General features: G+C 31.8%; 17 protein-coding genes. 13 read left to right on the plus strand and 4 right to left on the minus strand.

Annotation, left to right across the window (positions count from 1 at the left end; translation table 11 throughout):
- The first annotated feature begins 113 nt into the window (after nucleotides 1-113).
- Nucleotides 114-2,075, plus strand: a complete 1,962-nt coding sequence (locus M4I23_RS14950; RefSeq protein ID WP_249754949.1) for a T9SS type A sorting domain-containing protein — start codon at nucleotides 114-116, stop codon at nucleotides 2,073-2,075.
- Nucleotides 2,076-2,325: 250 nt separating this feature from the next.
- Here M4I23_RS14950 and M4I23_RS14955 read toward each other — a convergent pair whose 3' ends face one another.
- Together M4I23_RS14955 and M4I23_RS14960 are read right to left on the minus strand one after the other, a co-directional pair.
- Nucleotides 2,326-2,931, minus strand: a complete 606-nt coding sequence (locus tag M4I23_RS14955) for a trimeric intracellular cation channel family protein (RefSeq protein WP_158848795.1) — start codon at nucleotides 2,929-2,931, stop codon at nucleotides 2,326-2,328.
- A 243-nt stretch (nucleotides 2,932-3,174) separates the two neighbouring features.
- Nucleotides 3,175-3,921 carry an RDD family protein gene (locus M4I23_RS14960; protein WP_158848798.1) on the minus strand — a complete coding sequence of 249 codons (747 nt, stop codon included), beginning with the start codon at nucleotides 3,919-3,921 and terminating at the stop codon, nucleotides 3,175-3,177.
- A 23-nt stretch (nucleotides 3,922-3,944) separates the two neighbouring features.
- Between M4I23_RS14960 and M4I23_RS14965 the strand changes: the two genes are divergently transcribed.
- From M4I23_RS14965 to M4I23_RS14990, 6 genes are all read left to right on the plus strand, one after another.
- A complete protein-coding gene (locus M4I23_RS14965; protein WP_158848800.1) occupies nucleotides 3,945-4,922 on the plus strand; it encodes a stage II sporulation protein M in 978 nt (325 codons plus the stop codon).
- On the plus strand, nucleotides 4,909-5,850 hold the full coding sequence (locus tag M4I23_RS14970; RefSeq protein WP_158848802.1) for a hypothetical protein: 942 nt from the start codon (nucleotides 4,909-4,911) through the stop codon (nucleotides 5,848-5,850). Before M4I23_RS14965 ends, M4I23_RS14970 begins: the two co-directional genes overlap by 14 nt.
- Nucleotides 5,843-6,610, plus strand: a complete 768-nt coding sequence (locus M4I23_RS14975; protein ID WP_249754950.1) for a DUF4129 domain-containing protein — start codon at nucleotides 5,843-5,845, stop codon at nucleotides 6,608-6,610. The genes M4I23_RS14970 and M4I23_RS14975 overlap by 8 nt, the downstream gene beginning before the upstream one ends.
- Nucleotides 6,607-7,803, plus strand: coding sequence for a DUF4350 domain-containing protein (locus tag M4I23_RS14980; RefSeq protein WP_249754951.1), 1,197 nt, complete (start codon nucleotides 6,607-6,609; stop codon nucleotides 7,801-7,803). The genes M4I23_RS14975 and M4I23_RS14980 overlap by 4 nt, the downstream gene beginning before the upstream one ends.
- A gap of 2 nt (nucleotides 7,804-7,805) precedes the next feature.
- Nucleotides 7,806-8,879 carry a MoxR family ATPase gene (locus M4I23_RS14985; protein WP_249754952.1) on the plus strand — a complete coding sequence of 358 codons (1,074 nt, stop codon included), beginning with the start codon at nucleotides 7,806-7,808 and terminating at the stop codon, nucleotides 8,877-8,879.
- 116 nt (nucleotides 8,880-8,995) lie between these two features.
- Nucleotides 8,996-10,327, plus strand: coding sequence for a DUF58 domain-containing protein (locus M4I23_RS14990; protein WP_233267535.1), 1,332 nt, complete (start codon nucleotides 8,996-8,998; stop codon nucleotides 10,325-10,327).
- 146 nt (nucleotides 10,328-10,473) lie between these two features.
- On the opposite strand, the gene pepT is transcribed toward M4I23_RS14990, so the two are convergent.
- Nucleotides 10,474-11,712: a peptidase T gene (gene pepT / locus M4I23_RS14995; RefSeq protein WP_249754953.1), complete on the minus strand. Its 1,239-nt coding sequence runs from the start codon at nucleotides 11,710-11,712 to the stop codon at nucleotides 10,474-10,476.
- A 279-nt stretch (nucleotides 11,713-11,991) separates the two neighbouring features.
- On the opposite strand from pepT, the gene M4I23_RS15000 reads away from it, so the two are divergent.
- The gene (locus M4I23_RS15000) at nucleotides 11,992-13,029 is read left to right on the plus strand and encodes a quinone-dependent dihydroorotate dehydrogenase (protein WP_249754954.1); all 1,038 of its coding nucleotides are present in this window, start codon (nucleotides 11,992-11,994) and stop codon (nucleotides 13,027-13,029) included.
- Here M4I23_RS15000 and M4I23_RS15005 read toward each other — a convergent pair whose 3' ends face one another.
- Entirely contained in the window at nucleotides 13,030-14,226 is a 1,197-nt protein-coding gene (locus M4I23_RS15005) for a zinc-dependent metalloprotease (protein ID WP_249754955.1), read from the minus strand.
- 318 nt (nucleotides 14,227-14,544) lie between these two features.
- Here M4I23_RS15005 and M4I23_RS15010 point away from each other — a divergent pair, with 318 nt between their 5' ends.
- The 5 genes from M4I23_RS15010 to M4I23_RS15030 all read left to right on the plus strand — a co-directional run bounded on the left by M4I23_RS15010 (nucleotide 14,545) and on the right by M4I23_RS15030 (nucleotide 21,937).
- Nucleotides 14,545-15,408 carry a hydroxymethylglutaryl-CoA lyase gene (locus M4I23_RS15010; protein ID WP_249754956.1) on the plus strand — a complete coding sequence of 288 codons (864 nt, stop codon included), beginning with the start codon at nucleotides 14,545-14,547 and terminating at the stop codon, nucleotides 15,406-15,408.
- 293 nt (nucleotides 15,409-15,701) lie between these two features.
- Complete coding sequence (locus tag M4I23_RS15015; protein ID WP_249754957.1) at nucleotides 15,702-16,898, plus strand: DUF4856 domain-containing protein; 1,197 nt, start codon at nucleotides 15,702-15,704, stop codon at nucleotides 16,896-16,898.
- Between the two features lie 47 nt (nucleotides 16,899-16,945).
- Nucleotides 16,946-18,064: an imelysin family protein gene (locus M4I23_RS15020; RefSeq protein WP_249754958.1), complete on the plus strand. Its 1,119-nt coding sequence runs from the start codon at nucleotides 16,946-16,948 to the stop codon at nucleotides 18,062-18,064.
- 86 nt (nucleotides 18,065-18,150) lie between these two features.
- Nucleotides 18,151-19,533 carry an HTTM domain-containing protein gene (locus M4I23_RS15025; RefSeq protein WP_249754959.1) on the plus strand — a complete coding sequence of 461 codons (1,383 nt, stop codon included), beginning with the start codon at nucleotides 18,151-18,153 and terminating at the stop codon, nucleotides 19,531-19,533.
- Nucleotides 19,514-21,937 carry a TonB-dependent receptor gene (locus tag M4I23_RS15030; RefSeq protein WP_249754960.1) on the plus strand — a complete coding sequence of 808 codons (2,424 nt, stop codon included), beginning with the start codon at nucleotides 19,514-19,516 and terminating at the stop codon, nucleotides 21,935-21,937. Before M4I23_RS15025 ends, M4I23_RS15030 begins: the two co-directional genes overlap by 20 nt.
- The last annotated feature ends 21 nt before the right edge of the window (nucleotides 21,938-21,958 follow it).

The following is a 21,958-nucleotide window of genomic DNA, read 5'->3' on the forward strand; positions in this document are numbered from 1 at the left end:
AATATTATCAAGATTTTAAATAGGAAAGATATTTTAATCGTATTTAAATCCTATTTTCGTTAAAATATCACCTATTTATCAATAAAGTTTAATCCCCAAATTACTTTAACCAAATGAAAAACAGAATTACAATTTTGAATAAGAAGATTATAGTATCAATGTCTTTTATCTTCTTATTTACAAGTATCAATGCATTTTCTCAAGAAGAAATTTATGTAGACAATCAATTAAGCTCCCCTTGTTTAGGAACATATTCAATTAGTAATCGCGATTGTACGGGTAGCGACGGTAATGCTTATAATACATTAGCAGGTGCCGCAGCAGTTGCTTCTGCAGGCGATACTGTTTTTATTCGTGAAGGTGTTTTTACCTCTCAGTTAAAGCCTATAAATTCTGGTACAGCTATAGATAGAATAATTTATAAAAACTATGAAAACGAAGAAGTTTTGATTACAGGAGTATCGCTTTCACCTGCAGTTTTTATTTATGAAGTCGATTATATTACAATAGAAGGCTTAAATATTGAGAATGTGAGAAGATGGTTAAATGTCTTAGGAGCCAACAATATTATATTAAAAAATAATACATTTAAAGATGCTTTAGATTCTGGTGGTAGTTCTAAAACAGGATTATTTTTTCAAAACTCAGATTATAATAGAATTACAAATAATGTAATAGATAATTCAACTCAGGATAATATAGGGTTAGTTCAATCTAATTATAATTTAATTGATAATAATACAATAACTCGAGCTGAACACGTTTTATGGACTATTAAGTGTAGTAATTATAATGTAATTAGAGAAAATTATTTTCATAATGAACTACAGAAAATAGGAGAAGTTTACGATTGCGATAATGTCGGGTATGGCGATTTTTCATATAATAAAATATCATCACTCGACGATACAAAGCATAATATAATAGAGCATAATATATTTGCATTTACCACTTCGCCTGTTAATGCATCACCTTATTCAGGCATTCAATATGCTGGTCAAAACGGTATTATAAGAAATAATGTATTTTACGATTGTCAAGGCCCTCCAATATCGTTAACCTTATATTCTGATGAAGCTACTTTTAATTATGGAAATAGAATCTATAATAATGATTTTTATAACAATGAATTTGGTGCAATAGACATATCTGGGTCAACATCTTACACATTCAGTGATCAGGAAATAAAAAACAATATTCTTTTTAAGAACAAGTTTATTCAGAGAGATACCCGTTGGTCATGGTATACAGAACTTAATAATAAGCCCGTTCAGGTTTTTACTGGTAGAACTACAGATGTAATATTAGATAATAATAATATCTTTAATTCGGAAATAGATGAATTATATACCATAGCGTATGGTAGTCGTAATTCTTCGTCTAACCCAGATTCTAAATCTTTAACTTGGTGGGAAACCAATTATCCACAGTTATTTTTAAATAGTCTTCAAGTTAATCCAAACTTTGTAGATGCATCGGTTTATAATTTTAATTTATCAGAAGGTAGCCCAATGATTGATGCTGGTGGTTTTCTTACTGTAACTTCTTCATCAGGAAGTGGCAAAACAATGGTAGTTGCAGATGCTTCTTATTTTGTTGATGATTTTGGTATTGCCGATTTTATTGGAGATACAATACAATTAGAAGGTCAAAATGAAAGGGCTGTTATAACGAGCATAAATTATGGAACTAACACGCTAACGTTAGATGTTGCGTTAACTTGGAGTTCTGGTCAGAAATTAAGTAGATCGTATAGCGGAACTGCTCCTGATGTTGGTGCATTTGAATATGATAACGGAAGTTCTTTAGGTATAGAATTAGAATATGATGATTCGAATTTTAAAATGTATCCTAATCCAACAACGTCTATAGTTACAGTAGAATTAAGTACTATCGGAAGTAGTAATATTACTAGTTTATCTATTCTTAATTTATTAGGCGCTACACTTTATAATAGTTCTATAGATAATAAAAAAGTTGTTGAGTTTGATATGAAGGATTTACCTAATGGTGTTTATTTATTAAAAATTAATACAGAAAGTAAACAGATGATAAAAAGAATTGTGAAAAACTAAACTAATCGATTGGTATTCTTAATTTTTATTAAATAAAGATGTCGATAACTAATTTTAGTGATAGTACATTTTACAAATAAAAACCAATAAATATCTCCAGCAAATAATGCTCAAAAATGCAAATACCATATTTTTGAGCATTATTCTTATAGAATATTTAGAGGAATTGAATTTATATTAAAATAGTTTTTTTTTAATGTATTAGGTCATTAATAAAAGTTAGTTTTCAAATAAAAAAAAATCAGAATAATTATCCTTTTGCATAAATTTTTGGCAATGAAATTTTGAATTTCACAGCTAATAATCTTGTTATTGCGACCACAACACCAGAAATAACAAATACCCAATTATCCTGAATAGGGAATTCACTTAGAACGAAATAAGTAATGCCTCCTAAAATACAGGCTGTAGCATAAATTTCTTCTCTAAAAATCACTGGAATTTCGTTGCATAAAATATCACGCATTACTCCACCAAAACTAGCTGTCATGGTACCTAATGAAATACAAATAAAGGGGTGAAGTCCGGCTTCCATTCCTTTTTGTATACCAACAAGAGTGTAAATACTTATGCCAATAGTATCGAATAAAAATAAAGATGTACGCAGATAATTAATTTTAGTTCTAAGAATAATAGCCACTACTGAAGACGCTAAAATAATATAGGTATATGTAATGTTTTGCATCCAGGTTACTGGAGTGTTTCCAATAAGTAAATCGCGAAGTGTACCTCCACCTACAGCGGTTACGAAAGCAATAATTAAAATGCCAAATAAGTCCATTTTTTTATTAATGGCAATTAATACTCCAGAAATGGAAAAGGCAATAACTCCTAAGATATCGATGATGTATATCATAATTACTAATTATAAGTTAAGCCTAATTTCGCGTTAGGGATTAAGGCATTGTTGAAGCTCTTTTTGTGTTGTTGCACCTATGCAACATAAAAAAGCGACTGCCGAAAGCCCGACCCTTGTGGTAACGCCAAAAAAGGTTTGCAAAATTAGTCTATTTTAGAACTTTAATGGTGTTTGATTTTGATATTTTTCGACTTTAAATAAATGATTTTTACTGCTAGTCTCCTATAATAAATTATCAATCTACATGTTTTGAGTATAATAATTATAATCTTTCATGATAACATCTATAAACTCCATGTCGGTTTTTTGTTTCACTTCTTTTATATCGACTACTTCAATAAGTTTTTTACGCAGTTTTATTAAAGTTGGATAATCATGAGATGCTTTTGCGGTGGTGAATGTTTCTTTTATAATTCGTGCATCATTATCCGATAATTTTATCACGTTCGGGTAGGTGGGTTTATAATCGTCGGATAAGTTTTCGAGTATGGTATGGCTAATATTTACCTTATTACTAAGTGTGATAACCGATGTTCCTGCTGTAATATCGCCCAATCTTTGGTTTTTGTTACTCGAGATTATGGATATTAATGCTACAACACCGCTGAGCATATTTAAATCGATAATGCGAAAAAACCAACGGATTAAAAAATCGGCCAGTGTTGCCTGGTAACCATCAATTTTTACTACTTTTATTTTTAAAATACGTTTGCCAAGTGTTTGTCCGTCGAGAAGAGTTTCAAAAACTAAAGTGTACAAAATTACTGGTAAATAGCATGTTACGTAAATGGCACCTTTAGACCAATTATCCATGTCTTGAATTAAATCGGGGACATTAAATAGATTAAAAAGGAGTTGATAAACTACAATAATGTAGGCTATTTTTATAATCCAATCGATACCATATGCCAAGATGCGCTCACCAACGCTGGCAGCTGTAAAATTTATATTAACATTTTGTGTGGTATTTATTTGTAACTCTACCATGAATTGTTTTAATTTGGTTAACAATGAGAGAAGTTGCATTTATCAAACAAAACAAAGAAAAGTGGCTGGATTTTGAAAAAGCTATTTTTGGAAAAACTTTAAAGAACCCAGATGAATTAGCATCTCTTTATATTCATTTGGTAAACGATCTATCTTACGCTCAAACCTATTATCCCAAAAGTAAAACAATTCTTTATTTAAACAACTTAGCAGCCAAAGCTTTTCAGAAAATTTATAAAACAAAACGCGAAGACACCAATAGATTCGTACAGTTTTGGAAGGTTGAAGTGCCTTTAATTGTTTACGAAAATAGGCGATATGTGCTTTATGCCTTCGCAATCTTTTTAACTTTTGTGGGTATTGGAGCATTATCTGCTGCTTTTGATGATTCTTTTGTGCGCCTCATTTTAGGCGATCATTATGTAAATATGACTCTCGAAAATATTGAAAAAGGCGATCCTGTGGCTGTTTACAAAAGCGGTAGTAACTGGGGAAGTTTTATTGGCATTACGCTCAATAATTTATATGTAGGTATTAAGTCTTTTATATTTGGTGTTTTTGGAGGTATTGGCACGGGATATATATTGCTAAGCAACGGTATTATGTTGGGGGCTTTTCAGTTTATGTTTCAAAAGCATGGCGTATTATGGGAAAGTGTTCGTGGTATTTGGATTCATGGCGCTATGGAAATTTTTGCCATTGTTATAGAAGGTGCAGCTGGTTTAATTTTAGGAGCAAGTATTTTATTTCCAAAAACATATTCTAGAGTTACGAGCTTTAAAATGGGTATGAAGGATGGGGTCAAAATTTTAATTAGCACCTTTCCGTTTACTATTGCAGCTGGATTTCTAGAAGGTTTTGTAACACGATATTCTAATATAATGCCCAATTGGTTATCGGTTGGTATTATTTTAATTACACTAAGTATTATTTCTTTTTACTATTTAATTTACCCATTTATTTTGAATAAAAAATTTAGAAAAGCACATGGAATTATATAGATCACGAGGTTTTAGCGAGTTTTTTCAAGATACTTTTTCGTTTATTAAACAAAACGGGAAACATTTTTTTAGAGAATATTTTATTGTAAACGGTATCTTTTTGTTGGTTTTGGCAGTTTTAGGCTATTTCTTTACAAAATTTTATACCGATTTTATTTTTGGAAATATTTTAAACAACAAAAGTACCACGGCTTTAGATGATTATATGAACGATAATTTCGTTTTGTTTTTAGCCATTTTAGCGATATTCTTAATAGTTGCTATGGTTGCAGGTATTGTATCTTACGCTTTTCCGTTTATTTATTTGAAATTATATAACCACAAGGGAGGAACAAATTTTGAAACACGAGATATTTTGCGTAGTTATAAAAGCAATATTAGTAAATTATTTATTTTTATTCTTTGCTGTATAGCCATTTCAATACCCATGTTAATCTTATTTGTAATTGGAGCCTTCGTTTTAACAATTACCATTATAGGTATTATGGCAATTCCTCTTTTAGTTGGTGCTTTCATGCTATTTTATGGCATGGCTTTAATGGAGTATTTAGAAGGTGATAAAGGTATTTGGGATTGTTTTGCTTATTCATGGGATTTATTAAAATCTAAGTTTTGGGCGGCCGTTGGTAGCGTTGGTTTGTTTTATTTAATAATTTACATAATCCAAAATATAATCTCCATTATTCCTTATTTTTTTGGAATGGCAAGTATGTTTACTACCGTTCAAGACGGAAGTGCTAATGCGCAAGATGTTGGAGCAACCATGACGGTTGTTATGCTTATCGTCTTCTTTCTAACCTTTTTTGTGAGTGCTATTTTAGGAAATGTTGTGCAACTTAATCAAGGTGTTGTTTTTTATAGTTTGAAAGAAGAAAAAGAGAACATAAACACCAAAAGTGTTATAGATCAAATTGGTTCGGGTGAGTAGAAAGCAATATTTACATATCGTTTTGTTAGTATTCGGACTGTTTTTTTATTCTGAAACTATTTCGGCCAAGAGCATCAGAACTTTTGAGACGGTTTTAGTAGAACAGGATAGTTTGCAAATTGATACAGCATCTGTTGAAAAACGACATTTCGAAAATTTAAAAACTCTTTATACAGGTGAAGATTATGTTTACGATCGTACGGTTGAAAGTTCTGGCTGGTGGACACGATTTAAACAATGGTTGAGTGAGTTTCTTAGAGATTTCTTTAAAATGAAAGGCGAAAAGCAATCGTCTGCATTTACCGATATTGCCCTTAAAATAGGAGCTGTTGTAGTTATACTATTAGTGATTTTCTTCATTTTTAAAGCAGTCATGAATAGTGAAGGTAAATGGGTTTTCGGGAAAGGTTCCGATAAAAACATTATCCCTGTTAGCGATATTGAAGCCAATATTCATGCTACAGATTTTAAAACCCTTATCGCTTCCGCGGAAGCAGAACATAATTACAGATTAGCAATTCGATATTACTATTTGTGGCTTTTAAAGGATTTAACTAATGCTGAAATTATTGAATACGATGTTGAAAAAACAAACAGCGATTATCAAAATGAAATATCTACAAAGTCTTTAAAAGATGGTTTTTCATATACATCATATTTGTACAATTATATTTGGTATGGCGAGTTTGACGTTAATGAAAACGAGTTCAACAAAGCTAAAGATGCTTTTATTCAATTTTTAAAATCGATAAAAGCATGAACAAAACGGTAAAAATATATATAGTTTTGCTCATCCTTCTTTTTGCAGGAGCAACAGCCATTGAGTTTTCTAGGGAAAAGCCAATTAATTGGGACCGAACGTTTAATGAAACTCATAAAATACCATACGGTACATTTATTTTTTACGATCAGCTTAAAAATTTATTTCCCGAAAGTATTGTAAAAACTATAAAAACGACACCTTACGAGTATTTCGATGCACTTTATAATTTTCAAGATAGCATATATGAAACAAGCGGAACTTATATGGTTATTAATAATTATGGTGGCCTTGATGATGTATCGGCACAAGAATTATTAGATTTTGCAGCACACGGAAATGATGTGTTTATGTCCTCGCATTTTCCATCTCAAAATATTCAAGACTCATTAGGCGTCGATGTAGAAAGTGATTATAATTTTAAAGGAAAAGCTAATTTAAGTTTTGCAAATAGCGAGTTTAAAAACGATTCTATTAACATCGAAAAGGGTTTAGGGAATTATTACTTTAAGGAGTTAGATTCTGTTTCAACTACGGTTTTAGGCTATCAAAAATTCGATTCTATTCAGCATATAAATTATGTAAAGGTTGAATACGGTGCGGGTAATTTCTATTTGCATCTTCAGCCAATCGTGTTTACCAATTATCATTTGTTAAAAAAGGATAATAAAAAATATGCCGAAGCTGCACTTTCTTATGTTTCTAACGATACTATTCATTTCGATTCTGTAAACAAAATTGGTAAAGATTTAGGGAGCTCCCCATTACGTTTTATTCTAAAAACTCCTGCGTTGCGTTGGGCGTGGTTTTTGGCAATATTCACATTAATTTGCTTTATGATTTTTAATGCTAAGCGTCGTCAGCGTATTGTAAAGACTATAAAACCGAACGAAAATACAACAGTTGCTTTTACAAAAACGATTGGTAATTTGTATTATGAAACTAAGGAACACGACACTATTATTGATAAAAAAATCACATACTTTTTAGAATATTTAAGGCGTGAGTATTTTTTAGATACGCAGCTTCTAGACGAAAAATTTATTAAGAATTTAAGTCTGAAATCGAATAAGAAACAAGATACTATAAAACGATTAATTAATTTAATTTTACAATTGAAAGCCAAACGACATTTAGAAGAGGCCGATTTGTTAAGGTTAAACAAAGCTATTGAAGCTTTTTATAATAAATAATTATGGACGAAAACATCACGCCAAACAATGATAATTTAGATTTAGGAAACCAGCAGCAAGATTTTGAAAATACCCTTTCGGGGAATGAAGCTGCACCCGAATCTAATTTGGATTTTAAAAACCGTATCGATTTAAGCGAATTGCAACGAGGTATTGCACTTATCAAGGACGAAATAGGTAAAGTTATTGTAGGGCAAAAAGGAATGATAGATATGCTTATTGCATCCATTCTTGCAAACGGACATTCTTTAATAGAAGGTGTACCTGGTGTTGCAAAAACTATTTCGGCTAAGTTGTTAGCTAAATCTTTAGATGTTGGCTTTAGTCGTATTCAATTTACACCAGATTTAATGCCAAGTGATATTTTGGGAACATCGATTTTCGATATGAAATCTTCGGAATTTCAATTTAAAAAAGGACCTATTTTCTCTAATATGATTTTAATAGATGAAATAAATCGTGCACCAGCAAAAACGCAAGCCGCTTTATTCGAGGTGATGGAAGAACGTCAAATTACCATCGATGGAAATAAATTCATTATGGATTTACCATTTATTGTTTTAGCTACACAAAACCCTATAGAGCAGGAAGGGACTTACCGTTTACCCGAAGCACAGTTAGACCGCTTTCTTTTTAAAATCGATATCGATTATCCAAATTTAGAAGAAGAAATAGAAATTATAAACAGAGAGCAAGCCTTACAAGGTGGATCGAAGACCGATAAAATTACAGCCCATTTAAGTAAAGCTGATATTTCTAAATTTCAAGTTTTGGTTAGTCAAATTATAATCGAAACACATTTGGTAAAATACATAGCCGATATTATTGTGAATACACGAAGCAATCCGTTTTTATATTTAGGAGCTTCACCACGTGCATCAATTGCAATTTTAAAAGCCAGTAAAGCCTTTGCAGCCATGAACGGACGTGATTTTGTGACACCAGAAGATATTAAGCAAGCAGCTATTCCTGTGTTGCAACACCGTGTTATTGTAACTCCAGAACGCGAAATGGAAGGTGTAACATCGAAACAGATTATTAAACAAATTATAGAAGCTGTAGAGATTCCTAGGTAGAGGTTTTTAAGTATTTAATTTGCAGTGAATAAGTATTTGGTACTCAGTATTCAGTAAAAAAAGCAAGCAATATCCAGTAACTAACAACGAATATCTATAAATCAATAACAAAAACATTGAAACGCATTAAACCTTTTTACATACAAAATAGATTTTTCTACGCATGCTTAGCTATCATGGTTTTGTTTGTTTTAAGCTTTTTAGAGCCGAGATTGTTTAATTTGGTAAAGCTGTTATTACTAGGGCTTTTTGCGCTAACTATTTTGGATACTATATTACTGTTTGTAGCTAAAAAGGGAATAAAAGGAACTAGGAAGTTGCCTGAGAAATTCTCAAATGGTGATCAAAATCCAATAGGTATTTCAGTTGAAAATTTCTATACATTTCCTGTTTATATTCAAATTATTGATGAAATCCCCATACAGTTTCAAGTTCGTGATTTTAAAATTGATAGAAAATTAGATGCTTCCAGCTTAACGGAATTGGAGTATGAACTACGCCCAACAGAGCGTGGCGAATATCAATTCGGGAAACTTAATATTTATGTGTCTTCTGTTTTTGGGTTAATTTCTAGACGTTTTTGGTTTGATGATGATGTGATGATACCAACGTATCCTAGTTTTATTCAATTAAGAAAATATAACCTGCTTGCTATAAGTAATAATTTATTACAATATGGTATTAAAAAAGTTAGAAAACTTGGGCATACCATGGAATTCGAACAAATTAAAGATTATGTTTTAGGAGATGATTTACGGACTATAAATTGGAAAGCGACAGCTAAGAAAAATCAATTAATGGTAAATCAATTTCAAGACGAAAAATCTCAACCCGTATATTCTGTAATAGATAAAGGGCGCGTTATGAAAATGCCATTCGATGGATTAACATTACTTGATTATGCCATAAATGCTTCGTTAGTAATATCGAATGTTGCTTTAAAAAAACAAGATAAAGCAGGGATTTTTGCGTTTTCTAAGAAAGTTGAAAATAGAGTAGTAGCAGAGCGCAGAACGTCGCAAATGAATTTGATTTTAGAAGCGCTTTATAATGTTAATACAGATTTTTATGAAAGTGATTTTGGACGATTATATGCCGATGTAAAAAGAAATATAACACAAAGAAGTCTTGTTTTATTATACACCAATTTTGAAACCTTAGATGGTTTACATCGCCAGTTGCCTTATTTAAAAGGGATTGCTAAAAGCCATTTATTGGTGGTTATTTTTTTTAAGAATACAGAATTGGATGGTTTAATTTCGGATAAGGCTGAAACTGTTCAGCAAGCTTATGATAAAGTGATTGCTGAAAAATTTGCTTTTGAAAAACGACTAATTGTTAATGAATTGAAGAAGTATGGTATTTATTCTATTCTAACAACTCCCGAAAACTTAACAATTGATACCATAAATAAGTATCTCGAAATAAAAGCAAGAGGTTTGCTTTAGTTTTGTGTGTTTTAGAAATACCAAAGCATCGTGATAGTTTAAGGTTCTTAAATAGAAAAGTTCGTAATTCCTTTAATGAGAAATATTTCATTTAGAAGAATTACGAACCTTATTTTTTATTGCTCTCAAATATTAATGAGACTCATTTATTTTTTCTCAGCTGTAATCTCTGCAATTTTACAAATTACTTCAGTCGCTTTAATAATACTTTCAACAGGAACATACTCGTAGCGTCCGTGAAAGTTATGTCCGCCAGCAAAAATATTCGGACAAGGTAAACCCATATAGCTCAATTGTGAGCCATCTGTTCCTCCACGAATAGCTTTAATTAGAGGTTCTATATCTAAAGCTTTCATCGCTTTTTCGGCAATATCAACAATATGCATTACAGGTTCAATTTTTTCACGCATATTAAAATACTGATCTTTAATTTCGGTAGTAATCACTTCGTTTCCGTATTGTGAATTTAATTCAGCGGTTAACTTTTGCATCACTTCTTTTCTAGCTTCAAAATGATTGCTGTTGTGGTCTCGAATTATATATTTTAAAGTGGTTTCTTCAACATCACCTTCCATATTATGTAAATGGAAAAAACCTTGGTAACCTGTTGTGTGTTCTGGAGTTTCCATGCGTGGCAAAGAATTGATGAATTCAGTAGCAATGTACATAGAGTTTATCATTTTGCCTTTAGCATAACCTGGATGCACAATTTTACCCTTAATTTTTACAACGGCACCAGCAGCATTAAAGTTTTCATATTCTAATTCCCCAATCTGGCTACCGTCCATGGTATATGCCCATTCGGCTCCAAATTTTTCAACATCAAATTTATGAGCACCTCTTCCTATTTCTTCATCTGGAGTGAAACCAACGCGAATTTTTCCGTGTTTAATTTCTGGATGATTCACTAAATATTCCATAGCCGAAACAATTTCGCAAATTCCAGCTTTATCATCAGCGCCTAAAAGTGTGGTTCCGTCTGTAGTAATTAATGTTTGACCTTTATATTGAAGTAAATCTTCAAAATAATCGGGAGAAAGAATAATATCTTGCTCTTTATTTAAAACAATATCTTTTCCATCGTAATTTTCAATAATTTGAGGTTTTACATCCTTTCCTGTAAAATCTGGAGATGTATCAAAATGAGAAATAAATCCAATAGTTGGCACGTCGTGATCAACATTACTTGGCAAGGTTGCCATGATATATGCGTTCTCGTCAATAGTAACATCTTGTAAACCAATTTGCTTAAGTTCTTCGGCAAGTTTGTTAGCTAAATCCCATTGCTTTTCTGTGCTTGGCGTAGTTTCCGATGCTGGATCAGATTCGGTATCAACAGTTACGTAACCTACAAAGCGTTTTATGATGTGTTCTTTTGAAATCATTTTAGAAAATTTTTATTGTATTTGAAGAAAAAAATGCTCTTATTTTAATACTTCAAAAGTACGAATTTTAGTAATCAATGCACGAAAGTTTTGAGCAAAAATGATGCGATATAAATTGTATGAATTATTCTAATTTCTATTCAAAACCTTGTTAGTGTTACTATTTTTACTAGTTTATGAAGTTGGAATTGGGTTAGGCGTGATGAACATATTTAAATTTTTCAGTCTTTAGAATTGTTCAATTTTTTAATTAGACCTATTTTTGCACAAATAATCCTGATGTACAAACAATTACTACGCCCGATATTTTTTTCTTTCGATCCTGAAAAAATTCACCATTTCACCTTTTCATTAGTAAAATTCACTTCTAAAATCCCTGGTTTTAAATCTATATATAGAAGTTTATATGTTTTAGAAGATGTTAAATTGGAACGAAAATTATTCGGATTAACTTTTAAAAACCCAGTAGGATTAGCGGCAGGTTTTGATAAAAATGCTGTTCTGTATAATGAATTAGCAAATTTTGGATTCGGTTTTATAGAAATAGGTACAGTAACTCCAAAAGCGCAAGAGGGAAACCCTAAAAAGCGTTTATTCCGTTTAAAGGATGATCAAGGAATTATTAACCGGATGGGTTTTAATAATGAAGGTTTACAGGCGGCTATTGAACAACTTAAAAAGAATAAAGGTAAATTAATTATTGGTGGTAATATTGGGAAAAATACCCAAACAAAACCAGAAGATTATACTAAAGATTACTTGGAATGTTTTAACGCATTGCATCCTTATGTAGATTATTTTGTGTTGAATGTGAGTTGCCCGAATGTAGGATCGCACGCTAAATTAAACGATAAAGATTATTTAGAAGAATTGATTGGGGCAGTACAAAATGCAAATGCAACTTTTGAAACTCAAAAACCTATCCTTTTAAAAATTGCTCCAGATTTAAATCATGCACAACTAGACGAAATTATAGAATTGGTTAGAGATACAAAGCTAGACGGTGTAATTGCAAGTAATACTTCAATGTATAGAAGTGGTTTAAAGGCTTCTAAGGAACGTTTAGAAAGTATTGGTAATGGAGGTTTAAGCGGTCGGCCGGTAAAGGAAAAAAGTACAGCGGTTATTAAATATTTATCTGAAAAGAGTAATAAAGCCTTTCCTATTATTGGTGTTGGAGGTGTACATTCAGCTAAAGATGCATTAGAAAAAATCGATGCAGGAGCAGATTTGGTTCAAATTTATACAGGCTTTATTTATGAAGGTCCTAGTTTGGTGAAACAAATCAATAAGGCAATTCTTAATAATAGAAAGTAGCTATTTTATAAATCTTCTTGTAACGTTAGAACTTCCATTTTGGAGTTGTAAAATATAACTTCCAGCCGGTAAGTTGTTCACATTAATTTCATTGTTTTGAACATAACCATTTGCTAAGGCTTGGCCTTGAGGGTTAATAATTCTAAAACTTATTGATGTATCTATATCATTAGACGATAGATAAATATTACCATTCTGCACCGGATTAGGGAAAAGCTTTACTGCCGTTAAACTTTCTTTATCAAATTCCTCTTCTTCTATAACAATTTCAGGAATAACTCCGGGTTGGGTAAATCTGTTTATCTCTAATGTAAAATAAGTATACATACGAATAATTTGTTCTGCAGAAAAATGAGTTCTACATGCTTTCAAAGAGTAAGACATAATGTTACCTGTATCTGGAGTGAATTGATCTCCATTTGCATCGGTAGCATTTCCTGTATAATTACAAAAGGAATCAACGTTTTGATAAGATAATCCTGGATCTGCAGGTGTATCGCAAATACCATCACCATCAGTATCGCAGTTACTGCCGTCTACTAATTCTGTTGTTAGTTGCGAGTTATCAATACCATGCGTGTGCACAAGAGAAAAGATATGCCCAATTTCGTGTATTAAAGTAGAATCGTTTATAGAACAGTTATTTTTTACAACAACAATATCTTTATTGTCGCCGTTTTCACTATAACCACAAATTGAAGATTTAGATGCGTTTGTTAAATATTGAGCAAAATAGATATTTAAAATACCAGAAGTATAATGGTCGATTTCTAGTGTTTTTTCATCTCCTTTTGAAAAGTTCATTAAATCGTTATCGTCAATAAAATCGATATCTTCATATATTGAGAAGTTTATATTAATAGCTTTAAAAATATTATTTAAGTTTTCAAATGTGTTTTCTAACTCAGCGGTGTTAAGACCACCAGTACCATTAGAATATCTTAAAACATGAATTTTTATTGGAATATCTTGTATTGATTGAACATCTCCTTTAGAATTTGTAGATCGGTTCTGAGTAAAAGCTTTTTTAGCTATTTCTAATTCTTCAGCATGTTTTTTAAAATAGTTCAAAGAAACCTCAGAGCTAGTTGTTTGACATACTTGTGCTAATTCATTTTGGCCATAGCTAATGCAGCTAATTAACAAAAGAGCTAGCGAAGTAATAAAAAGATTAGTATTTTTTGAGAAAACATTCATTTTGGGGCAAATATTTTATCAAATGTATATTTTCTTTTAAAGGATTAAGAATAAAAACGTTGTAGAGAAAGATATACTCGGTAATAGTATAAAGTGCTCTTTTTTCAGGATTAAAAGCACTATTTTTTATTAGTTATCCTTTGTTTGTTGGGATTCAACGGCTGTTTTTTTCAAATAATTAATGCAAATAAGTCCGTTTATTCGGTTTAAAACTTAAAATTCTTGATATAAACTCTAGCGTAACTAAAAACATCAGTTTATATCTATTTTCTTTTAGAAAAATAATAGTATTTTTAACAACTATATTTTTAATTGTTTATGCAAAAACCCGTAAAAATTATTGAGTGCCCTCGTGATGCTATGCAAGGTATAAGAGCTTTTATTCCAACGGAAAAAAAGGTGCAATACATTCAGTCTTTATTACGTGTAGGTTTTGATACTATTGATGTGGGGAGTTTTGTGTCGCCCAAAGCCATTCCACAAATGGTAGATACTTCAGAGGTGTTATCACAATTAGATTTAAGTAAAACAACAAGTAAATTACTTGCTATTATTGCCAATACAAGAGGCGCTGAAGATGCTTGCAAACATGAAGTTATCGATTATTTGGGTTACCCATTTTCTATTTCTGAGAATTTTCAAATGCGAAATACGCATAAAACTATTGCGGAATCTGTGGTTACACTTTCTGAAATTTTAGAACATGCAGATAAAGCAGGTAAAGAGGTTGTTGTTTATATTTCTATGGGTTTTGGAAATCCTTATGGAGATCCTTGGAATGTGGATATAGTAGGTGAGTGGACCGAAAAACTGGCCAATATGGGTGTTAAAATATTGTCATTGAGCGATACCGTTGGTACATCAAATCCGGAAAGTATTAACTACTTGTTTTCACATTTAATTCCTAAATATCCAGAAATTGAGTTTGGAGCACATTTACATACCACGCCAACCAGTTGGTTTGAAAAGGTAGATGCCGCTTATAAAGCGGGATGTTTTCGTTTCGATGGTGCTATACAAGGTTTTGGTGGTTGCCCGATGGCAAAAGACGAGCTGACAGGAAATATGCCAACTGAGAAATTACTTTCCTATTTTACTTCAGAAAAAAACAATCCTTTAAATGCGATTAGTTTTGAGAGTGCTTACAATGAAGCTTCAAAAATCTTTAAAATTTATCATTAATTCTGTTTTTCATATTTCAAATAGTGCAAGTAATTTTAAGAGTTACCTTTTAAAATGGGCTATGTATTATGCGAATTATTGCTGATTTCATAGAAATTAGAGCATTTTTTAAAATTAGTTTAATCTTTGTCAAGTTACGTTATACATAGGTTAATAGGTGTTTTTCCAAAATCATTTCCTCCTTTATTTTAATTTGTTCTAAATAAACTTTGCTAAAGTTATTATGTGTTTTATATTTGCAACTTCAAATTAAAAATTATTTGTAATAAGTCTAAATAAAACAATAACTTATAATGAAAAAAATAATATTCAGTCTTTTTGTAGCATCGGCATTATTTCAATCTTGTTCAAGTGATGATGATGGAGATGGAAGCTCTCAAGTAGAAGCACCAACAACATATACCTTTTTAAGAGATGGGAATTCGTCGGTAAGTTATAGCGGACAAACCACAAGAATTTTAATGGCAGAAGAATTAGTTTCTGGATTAAAAGTTGAAACAAATACAGTAGAAGTTTTAGATGCTATGTTTGCTCATATAGAAGGAGCAAGTGATTTTAGTGATGCAGATTTAAACGCATCAGATAAAAGTGTACGTAGTAAAGTAGCTGCTTCAACAGATTTTTTCTCAGCAAACACTACAGAAGCTAACGAAATTAAAGCTGATTTTGACGGATGGATTGCTTCTCAAGTTGATGATGTTTTTCCTAACTGGAGTTTTACGGCATCTGCAGGAGTAGCTGGGGCTTTACAACAAGCTGGTGGTGGTACAACACGTTACTTAAACGAAAACGGATTAGAATATAATCAAGCTTTTGCTAAAGGTTTAATTGGTGGATTAATGATCGATCAAATCCTTAACAACTATTTAAGCCCTGCAGTTTTAGATGCAGGTACAAATATTGCAGATAATGATAGTGTGGTTTTAGAAGAAGGTAAAACATACACTTCTATGGAACATAAATGGGATGAAGCTTTTGGATATTTATACGGTAGCGAAGCAGATGCTGCTAATCCTGTTTTAGATGTAGATCAGTTTTTAAGTGAATATTTAGATCGTGTTGAAGCAGACGAAGATTTTGCAGGTATAGCTTCTAAAATATACAATGCTTTTATATTAGGTCGTGCTGCAATTGTTGCTAACAACTATACAGTTCGTGATACTCAAGCAGAGATTATTAAAGAAAATATTTCAGTAATACCAGCAGTTAGAGCGGTATACTATTTACAATCTGGAAAAAATAATTTAGGTGTAGATAATGCATCTGCATTTCATGGTTTATCTGAGGCTTACGGATTTATTTATAGCCTTCAATTTACAAGACAACCAAATTCAAGTTTACCTTATTTAACAAAAACAGAAGTAGATGCTTATTTAGCAGAGCTTATGGAAGGTAATGGTTTCTGGGATGTTACGACTAATACTTTAGATGAAATTTCAGATGAGATTTCTGCTAAATTTGGTTTCACAACAGAAGAAGCATCTAACTAAGAACTTTAGTTTTTAGAAGCCCTTTTAGAATTAAAACAATATGTAGTATGATTAAAAATATTTTTTTAGCAGTAATAGCCTTAACATTTATAGTGGCATGTAGCTCATCATCATCAGATGATAGTCCATCGGTAAGTCCCGATAATTTTGATAGAGGCGCCTTATTAACCAATTTGGCAGATAATATCATTATTCCTGCGTATCAAGATTTATCTACTAAATTAGAAACTTTAACGGCAGATAAAGATGCTTTTATAGCGGATGCAAATCAAACTAATTTAGATAACTTAAGAGCATCTTGGTTAGAAGCTTATAAAGTTTGGCAACATGTTGAAATGTTCAATATTGGTAAAGCTGAAGAGTTAACCTATAGTTTTCAAATGAATATCTATCCGGTTTCTACAACAGATGTTGAAGCTAATATTTCTGCTGGAAATGCCGATTTAACGCACGTTAATAATAACGATGCCGTTGGTTTCCCTGCTGTAGATTATATGCTTTACGGTGTTGCAGATAGTGATGCTGCTATTTTAACTAAATATGAAGATGATAAGTATAAAGCTTATTTATCAGATTTAGTAAACCAAATGGAAAGCTTAACCGAAACAGTTTTAACAGATTGGACTTCTAGCTACCGTGCAACTTTTGTTAGCTCGACATCCAATACAGTAACGAGTTCTTTAAATAAGTTTGTAAACGATTATGTAAATTATTATGAAAGTGGTTTACGCTCAAGAAAAATTGGTATTCCTGCCGGAATATTTTCAGGAGGTAATTTGTTCCCAGATAAAGTAGAAGGATATTACAGTCAAGAATTTTCTATGGTTTTGGCTTTAGAAGCTCTTAAAGCAGTTCAAGATACTTTCAACGGAACAGGTTATAATAACTCAACTTCCGATAATAGTTTAAAATCTTATTTAGATTATCTAAATGTAGATGAGGATGGAGATGATCTGGCTTCTTTAATAAATAGTCAATTAGATTTATCTCGTAGTAAAATTAAAGTTTTAGACGATAGTTTTTCTGATCAAATTGAAACTGATAATACAAAAATGACTTTAGCTTACGATGATTTACAAAGAGCGGTTGTTCTATTTAAAGTTGATATGATGGGAGCTTTACAAATAGGTCTCGATGCTGGTTATATAGATAACGACGGCGATTAAAAACATATAAACATTACTAAAAAGGTTGTCTATTAAAAAAGACAACCTTTTTTGCGTATCACTAAATTCAAAAGGCATACTTTTTAATGAAATTGAACATAAGCACATATCTAAATAAAACTACAAGCGCAGCCCCATTGGCTGTGTTTCGTGTTTTCTTTGGTATCATGATGTGCTTAAGTATTGTGCGGTTTTGGTATAACGATTGGATCGATTTACTGTATATACAACCCAAGTTTCACTTTACGTATTTCGGATTTGAATTTATAAAACCACTAGGCGTTTATACCTATGTGTTGTTTGCAATTTGCGGTATCGCAGCCATTTTTGTGGCTTTGGGTTTTAAATATAGAATAGCCATTATTACATTCTTTTTAAGCTTTACTTACATTGAATTAATGGATAAAACCACGTATTTAAATCATTACTATTTTATTACTTTATTGAGTTTTATAATGATTTTTCTTCCTGCTAATGCGCATTTTTCTGTAGATAATATATTCCGAAGAAAAACATATCAAAGCATACCAAATTGGACTATTGATAGCATAAAACTTCTATTAGGTATTGTTTATTTTTATGCAGGTTTGGCAAAGCTTAATAGCGATTGGTTATTTAAAGCCATGCCTTTAAAAATTTGGTTGCCTTCAAAACACGATTTACCGCTTATTGGCGAAAACCTCATGCAGCAAAATTGGTTTCATTTCGCGATGAGCTGGAGTGGTATGCTTTACGATTTATGTATTCCGTTTTTATTATTGTACAAAAAAACACGCTGGTTTGCCTTTATTTTGGTAGTTGTTTTTCATGTGTTTACTCGGGTTTTATTTCCTATTGGTATGTTCCCGTTTATCATGATTGTGTCAACTTTAATATTTTTCGATGCTAGTTTTCATCAGAATATTATAAGGCTTTTAAAACGCCTATTAAACGCGTTATCTCTCCGAAAATCGACATTAAGAGCGAGTAAATTAAGTGTTTATTCTCAATTTCAGCTTAAGCGTAAACCATTAATTATTCCATTGTTTGTGCTGTTTTTTACTATTCAATTGGTGTTTCCTTTTCGTTATTTAGTATACCCAAACGAGTTGTTTTGGACCGAAGAAGGGTATCGTTTTTCATGGCGCGTTATGCTTATGGAAAAAATGGGTATTGCAACGTTTAAGATTGTAGATGCCGATACAGGACGCTTTTTTTACGTAAACAATAAAGATTTTTTAACCCCTTTTCAGGAAAAACAAATGAGTTTTCAACCGGATTTTATTCTGGAATACGCACATTATTTAGGCGATCACTTTACAGAGCAAGGACACAAAAATGTTCAGGTTTTTGTTGAAAGCTACGTCGCATTAAACGGCAGATTAAGTGCTCCATATATCAATAAAACCGTAGATTTGTACGCGGAAAAAGAATCATTTAAACCAAAACATTGGATTTTACCATTTAAGGATGACATTAAAGGACTTTAAAATTATACTAGCACTTTTAATTAGTGCGTTAGGTTTTGCACAGCACAACGTTTCAGGAACGGTTACTTTTTCAAAAACAAATACACCAGTGGCCGATGTAAAAGTTTACGATAAAACATCGGGAGTTCTTGCAACTACTGATAATTCTGGGTTTTTCAAGTTTGAAACTGCTAAAAAAGAATTAACCTTGGTGTTTTTCTCTTTTGAATATGCAGTGGAAGAAGTTACCATTCAAACCGAAAACGCTTCAATCTTAAATATTACTTTAAAAGATTTAACTCAGAATTTATCTGAAGTTGAAATTACAGCACGTAAGCAACGCATTTTCGAATTAAAACGTTTAAATGATGTTGAGGGTACTGCTATCTATGCCGGTAAAAAAACGGAAGTGGTATTGGTAGAGCAGTCTATGGCGAATTTAGCATCTAATAATGCTAGACAAATTTATAGTCAAGTAGCAGGTTTAAATATTTACCAGAATGACGATGCTGGATTGCAGTTAAATATTGGTGGTCGTGGTTTAGACCCAAACCGTACAGCCAACTTTAATACCAGACAAAATGGTTACGATATTAGTGCTGATGTTTTAGGTTATCCAGAAAGTTATTACACACCGGCCTCAGAGGGTTTGTCAGAAATTCAGGTGATTCGAGGTGCGGCTTCATTACAATACGGAACGCAGTTTGGAGGCTTAATTAATTTTAAAATGAAAGAACCAAACCGCAATAAGCCACTAGAAGTGATTACGAGAAATACTTTGGGGAGTTATGGGTTGTATACCAATTTCACAAGTGTTAGCGGTACCAAAAACAAATGGAGTTATTATAGTTATTTCAACTATAAGAAAGGCGATGGATTTCGTCCAAATTCCGAGTTTGAGTCTAAAAATGTATTCGCTCATTTAGGGTATAAATTTAACGAAAAAACAAAGTTAACAGGCGAGGTAACCTATATGCGTTATTTAGCCCAACAAGCTGGCGGATTAGCGGATGCTATGTTTAACGAAGATCCGTACCAAAGTAACCGTGCTCGAAACTGGTTTCAGGTCGATTGGTTGCTTTATAATCTGAAATTAGATCATAAATTTTCTGATAAAACAAATTTTACATTTAACTTTTTTGGATTGAATGCTTCTCGTGATGCTTTAGGTTTTAGAACCAACCGAGTGAGTCAAGTAGATTCTAACCAAGAACGCGATTTAATTAAAGGTGATTTTAAAAACTTTGGTTTTGAGTCGCGTTTGCTTACCAAATACAAAGCGTTTAATAAAGATGCTACATTTTTAATTGGTTCTAAATTTTACAAAGCCGATAACTATCAAGAACAAGGTCCGGCTAGTGATGGTATTGGTCCAGATTTTGATTTTGCCAACGATGATTATCCTAATTATCCAAACCAATCTCAATTCGATTTACCTAATTTAAACGTTTCTGTTTTTGGTGAAAACATTTTTTATGTATCCGATAAGTTTTCGGTAACACCAGGTTTTAGGTTTGAATATATAAAAACCCAAAGTGAAGGATTTTATAAAAACATAAATACCGATGCTGCTGGGAATGTTATTTTTGAAGAAACGGTTGAAGATAACCAAAACTTTGAGCGTTCGTTTATTTTATTAGGCTTGGGGCTTAGTTATAAGCCTAATACAAACTTTGAAGCTTATGGAAATGTATCCCAAAATTATCGTTCGGTGACATTTTCTGATATAAATATTGATAATCCTGCGTTTTTAATTAGTCCAGATATTACCGACGAAGAAGGGTTTACAACCGATTTAGGTATTCGTGGAAATTTCAATAATATAGTGTCTTACGATTTGGGTGTTTTTGGACTGTTCTATAAAAAACGAATAGGTTTTGTTACAATAGTCGATACCGATGGAAGTATTAAAAACGAACGTGGAAATATTGGAGATGCTGTAATGTATGGAGTAGAATCTTTATTCGATTTTAATTTGAAGAAAATTTTCAACTTAAATAATAATGTTAAGCTTAATTATTTTATAAATACATCAGTTATTAATTCTGAATATACCAATTCTGAAAAAGCAGGTGTTAAAGGAAATAAAGTAGAGTTTGTTCCCGATTTAAACTTAAAAATGGGACTTAACGGTGGTTATAAAAACCTATTGGCTAATATTCAATATAGTTATTTAGGAAGCCAGTTTACCGATGCTACAAACTCTGTAACAGCTAGTGAAAGCGGTGTTGTAGGTGAAATTCCTGAGTACGATATTTTAGATGTATCGCTTTCTTACAGCTATAAAAATTTCAAACTAGAAACAGGAATAAATAATGTTTTAGATAACGCATATTTTACGCGCAGAGCTACTGGTTATCCTGGACCTGGAATTATTCCTTCATCACCAAGAAATTGGTATACCACATTACAGATTAAATTTTAACATTTTTTTATAATTTGAGGA

Origin of the sequence: Algibacter sp. L4_22 (assembly GCF_023473045.1) — a bacterium.
Classification (GTDB): Bacteria; Bacteroidota; Bacteroidia; order Flavobacteriales; family Flavobacteriaceae; genus Algibacter.